Source organism: Methylobacterium sp. WL103 (genome assembly GCF_008039885.1).
Lineage (GTDB): Bacteria > Pseudomonadota > Alphaproteobacteria > Rhizobiales > Beijerinckiaceae > Methylobacterium > Methylobacterium cerastii.
On record NZ_VRUX01000398.1, the window covers coordinates 1 to 4036 of the forward strand.

The 4036-nt window shown below is 70.4% G+C and carries 5 protein-coding genes; 4 read left to right on the forward strand and 1 reads right to left on the reverse strand.

The window, feature by feature from the left end; all coding sequences use genetic code 11:
* Both FV222_RS19240 and fabI read left to right on the forward strand, forming a co-directional pair.
* Window positions 1-541: DnaJ C-terminal domain-containing protein (locus tag FV222_RS19240; protein WP_281406896.1), on the forward strand; the 541-nt coding region annotated here is incomplete at its 5' end.
* A 137-nt stretch (window positions 542-678) separates the two neighbouring features.
* Entirely contained in the window at window positions 679-1548 is an 870-nt protein-coding gene (fabI, locus tag FV222_RS19245) for an enoyl-ACP reductase FabI (RefSeq protein ID WP_238273260.1), read from the forward strand.
* Between the two features lie 49 nt (window positions 1549-1597).
* Here the strand turns inward: fabI and FV222_RS19250 are convergent, their stop codons facing one another.
* Window positions 1598-2596: a polyphosphate kinase 2 family protein gene (locus FV222_RS19250; RefSeq protein ID WP_147764124.1), complete on the reverse strand. Its 999-nt coding sequence runs from the start codon at window positions 2594-2596 to the stop codon at window positions 1598-1600.
* Between the two features lie 193 nt (window positions 2597-2789).
* Between FV222_RS19250 and FV222_RS19255 the strand changes: the two genes are divergently transcribed.
* Both FV222_RS19255 and FV222_RS19260 read left to right on the forward strand, forming a co-directional pair.
* Window positions 2790-3377: a histidine phosphatase family protein gene (locus tag FV222_RS19255; protein ID WP_187277384.1), complete on the forward strand. Its 588-nt coding sequence runs from the start codon at window positions 2790-2792 to the stop codon at window positions 3375-3377.
* A 207-nt stretch (window positions 3378-3584) separates the two neighbouring features.
* Window positions 3585-4036: AMP-binding protein (locus FV222_RS19260; protein ID WP_147815416.1), on the forward strand; the 452-nt coding region annotated here is incomplete at its 3' end.

The window sequence follows — 4036 nt, forward strand, 5'->3', positions numbered from 1 at the left end:
TTTTTTTTTTTATGTGCCCGCGCGCGCGCCGGCCCGCGGCGAGGACGTGGCGGCCGAACTCGGCGTGACCCTCGAGCAGATCGTCAGCGAGGATAAGCTCCGGGTCGGCTTGCCGGGCGGGCGCGAGTTCGACGTGATGATCCCGAAGGGCGTCGTCGACGGGCAGACGATCCGCCTGCGCGGCCTCGGCTCCCCCGGCGGACCGCGCGCGGAGCCCGGCGACGCCCTCCTGACGATCCGCGTGCTGCCGCATGCCCGCTTCACGGTGGACGGCGCGGACGTGCGAACCACGGTCGACCTGCCGCTGGAGGATGCGGTGCTCGGCGGCGCGATCCGCGTGCCGACGCTCACCGGCGCCGTCGAGATGAAGATGCCGCCGATGACCTCGTCCGGCCGGACCTTCCGCCTGCGCGGCAAGGGCCTGCCGAAGAAGGACGGCACCCGCGGCGACCTGTTCGCGACGACCGCGATCCAGCTGCCGGCGGACGACGCGGGCCTGACCGAATTCGTGAAGGGCCGACGGACCGCCCGCGCCGAATAGCCGGCGGCGCTCCGGGCGGGTTCGCCGGACTTCCGTCCCCGGCGCGCCTCCGCTAAGGATGCCACCGGCGCGACCGCCGCCCCGTAGCGCGGGGTGGCCCGGAGTCCCGGGTGCCAGAGCGAAATTTCGGGTGTGGCATGGCGGCTTTCGACGCAACGGACGAGCAGGGCGCAGGCGCCAGGGACGGTGCGAAAGGCAGCAACCTGCTCGCGGGCAAGCGCGGCCTCGTGCTCGGCGTCGCCAACAACCGTTCGATCGCCTGGGGCATCGCCAAAAGCGCGCATGCTCATGGCGCAAAGCTCGCCTTCACCTACCAGGGCGACGCTCTGAAGAAGCGTGTCGAGCCCTTGGCCCGCGAGCTCGACGCCCACGTCGTCGGCCATTGCGACGTCACCGACCCGGCCTCGATCGACGCGGTGTTCGCCGCGACCGCCGAACTTTTTCCGGAGGGGATCGACTTCGTCGTCCACTGCATCGCCTTTTCGGACAAGGACGAGCTGACAGGCCGCTACGTCGAGACCACGGAAGCGAACTTCACCAAGTCGCTGATGATCTCGTGCTACTCGTTCACGGCCGTCGCCCAGCGCGCCGAGAAGATCATGCCCAACGGCGGCTCGCTGCTGACGCTGACCTATTACGGCGCCGAGAAGTGGATGCCGCACTACAACGTCATGGGCGTCGCCAAGGCCGCCCTCGAAGCCTCCGTGCGCTACCTCGCCGCCGACCTCGGCCCGTCGAACATCCGCGTCAACGCGATCTCGGCCGGCCCGATCAAGACGCTGGCCGCCTCTGGCATCGGCGACTTCCGCTACATCCTCAAGTGGAACGAGTACAACGCGCCCCTGCGGCGCACGGTGACGATCGGCGAGGTCGGCGAGACCGCCTCCTACCTGATCTCCGACATGTCCCGCGGCATGACCGGCGAGATCCTCCACGTCGACGCCGGCTACCACGTGGTCGGGATGAAGAACCCCGAGGCGCCGGACCTCAGCCTCGACAAGGATTGAGGCTCAGGCTGACGTTTTCGGCGAACGCCTGTTCCCGATCTTTCGCACCTCAATCCGGCACGGTCATTTCCGCGACGCCCGCTTGCGCCTCGGGAAATCGCGGGTCCATCGCCTCCAGCGTGTCCGCGATGGTGCGGGCGATGATGAGGTTGCGGAACCACTTCCGGTTGGCGGGCACCACGTACCAGGGCGCGTGCGGCGTCGAGCACCGGGTGAGCGCATCCGAGAAGGCCGTCTGGTAGGCGTCCCAGGACTTGCGCTCGACGAGGTCGGCCGGATCGAACTTCCAGTGCTTCTCGGGGTCTGCGATCCGCGCCTCAAGGCGCTCCTTCTGCTCGTCCTTCGAGATGTGGAGGAAGAACTTGAGGATGTGGGTGCCGGATTCGGTGAGTAGGCGCTCGAAGTCGTTGATCAGGCCGTAGCGCGCCTGCCAGACCGGCTCCGGCACGAGGTCCTTCACCCGCACCACCAGCACGTCCTCGTAATGGCTGCGGTTGAACACGCCGATCATGCCGCGCGCCGGGGTGCGCTGGTGATAGCGCCACAGGAAGTCGTGGTCGCGCTCCTCGATCGAGGGCACCTTGAACGAGGCGACGCTGCAGCCCTGCGGGTTCACCCCCTCGAAGACGGCGCGGATGGTGCCGTCCTTGCCGCCGGTGTCGATCGCCTGGAACACCACGAGCAGGCTGCGCTGGCGCTCGGCGTAGAGTTTTTCCTGCAGCGCCTGAATCCGCGCACGCTCGGTCGCCAGCGCAGCCTTCGCCCAATCCTTGTCGAGGCCGCCGTCGGCGTTCGCGTCGACCTTCGCCAGATCGAAACGGCGCCCCGGGGCGACGGTGACGATCCCGTCCGCCGCCGCGACCGGGGCCGGCAGGTGGGCGGCGACCAGCGCCGGAGCGGTCCCGGCGATCTCGCTGGTCGCCGCGGCCCACAGGGACGAGGACGGCGCCTTGCGCCGCGCGGCGGCGGCGGAACGGTCCGGCGAGTTTGTCACACCGGCCGTCCCCGCCTTCTGGCGCCCATCCGTCTTGCGGTGCTTCTTGCTCATGGACAGACCTTCTACCGGCCGATCGCCTTCCGGCCTAGATCGGGCACCCGCTTTGCATGCGGGGCGACCCGAGCCCCACAAGACCGCCACTGCCCGATGGACCGCGCCGCCATGACCGCCCCCCTTCCGCGAGACCGCCGTCACGGACGTCACCGGTGAGTGCACCGATCGGGACCGCCGGAGCGTGAAGCCCATTTCGACGATCTACTTCATCCGGCACGGCCAGACCGATTGGAACGCGGAAGGCCGCCTGCAGGGTCAGCGCGACATCGCCTTGAACGCCGTCGGACAGGTCCAGGCCGCCGACGCGGCGGATCGGCTCGCGGCGCTCGCGGGCGAGCGCATCGCCGAGGCCGAGTTCATCGCGAGCCCGTTGCTGCGCACGCGGCGGACCATGGAAATTTTGCGCGACCGCCTCGGCCTCGCGCCCGCCAGCTACCGCAGCGATCCCCGCCTGATGGAGATCGACTTCGGGTCCTGGGAGGGGCAGACCTGGGCCGAGATCCGCCGACGCGATCCCGGCGGCGCCAGCGCGCGCGACCGTGACCGCTGGGGCTACCGTCCGTCCGGCTCCAGCGCGGAGAGCTACGCGATGCTGACCGAGCGCGTCGCGCCGGTCTTCGCCGACCTCGGGCGGTCGACCGTGGTGGTCGCCCACGGCGGCGTCGCCCGCGCGATGTTGGTCGCGCTCGGCCATCTCGACATCAAGGCCGCCCCCCGCATCGCCGTCCGCCAGGGCGCCGTGCTCGTGGTGGACGCGGCCGGATGGCGCTGGGCGTGAGATTTCGTATTCGTCATTCAAGACCCGTTCAAGGGTGAGGTATACACCCGGGCGTCGGGGCCGGTTCGCAGGGTCCCGTCCCGGTCGGCGGACTGCCTCGATAACGGCACGATCCGGCGTCAGGAACGCGCTCCGATCGCCGGCCGGTTGCGCATGCGAGATAGACGGGAAGCCGGCTTCACGAGGGAGCCGGAAGCGGAGCATTCGATGAGTAGCCTCGGCGAGATGATCCGGCCCGATGCGGACCGGCACCCCGGGGCGACCGCATCCGACCGCGCCGTGCTGCACGGCCCGGTCCGCCCGGACTTGATCCGCGACGAGGTGCTGGGCGAGATCTTCGCCGAGACCGCGCGCGCCCGGCCGGACCATCCGGCGCTGATCGACGGCGCCGCGACCGATGCCGCCGGCCGGCATCCGCACGTCACCTATGCCGAGGTCTTCGCCTGCGCCGGACGGATCGCCGCCGCCCTGGCGCGCCGCGGGATCGGGCCCGGCGACGTGGTCGGCCTGTGGATGGCCCGCGGGCCGGACCTGCTCACCGCGCAGGTCGGCATCACCCTCTCGGGTGCCGCGTGGTTGCCCTTCGACGCCGAGGCACCCGCCGACCGCGTCGCGGTCTGCCTCGAGGACGCCGCCGCGAAGGCCCTGCTGGTCTCGGC

What these genes read in the sequence shown, in the direction of transcription:
- fabI (WP_238273260.1), top strand. Translation starts at nt 679, where the DNA reads ATGGCGGCTTTCGACGCAACGGACGAGCAGGGCGCAGGCGCCAGGGAC.
- FV222_RS19250 (WP_147764124.1), bottom strand. Translation starts at nt 2,596, where the DNA reads ATGAGCAAGAAGCACCGCAAGACGGATGGGCGCCAGAAGGCGGGGACG.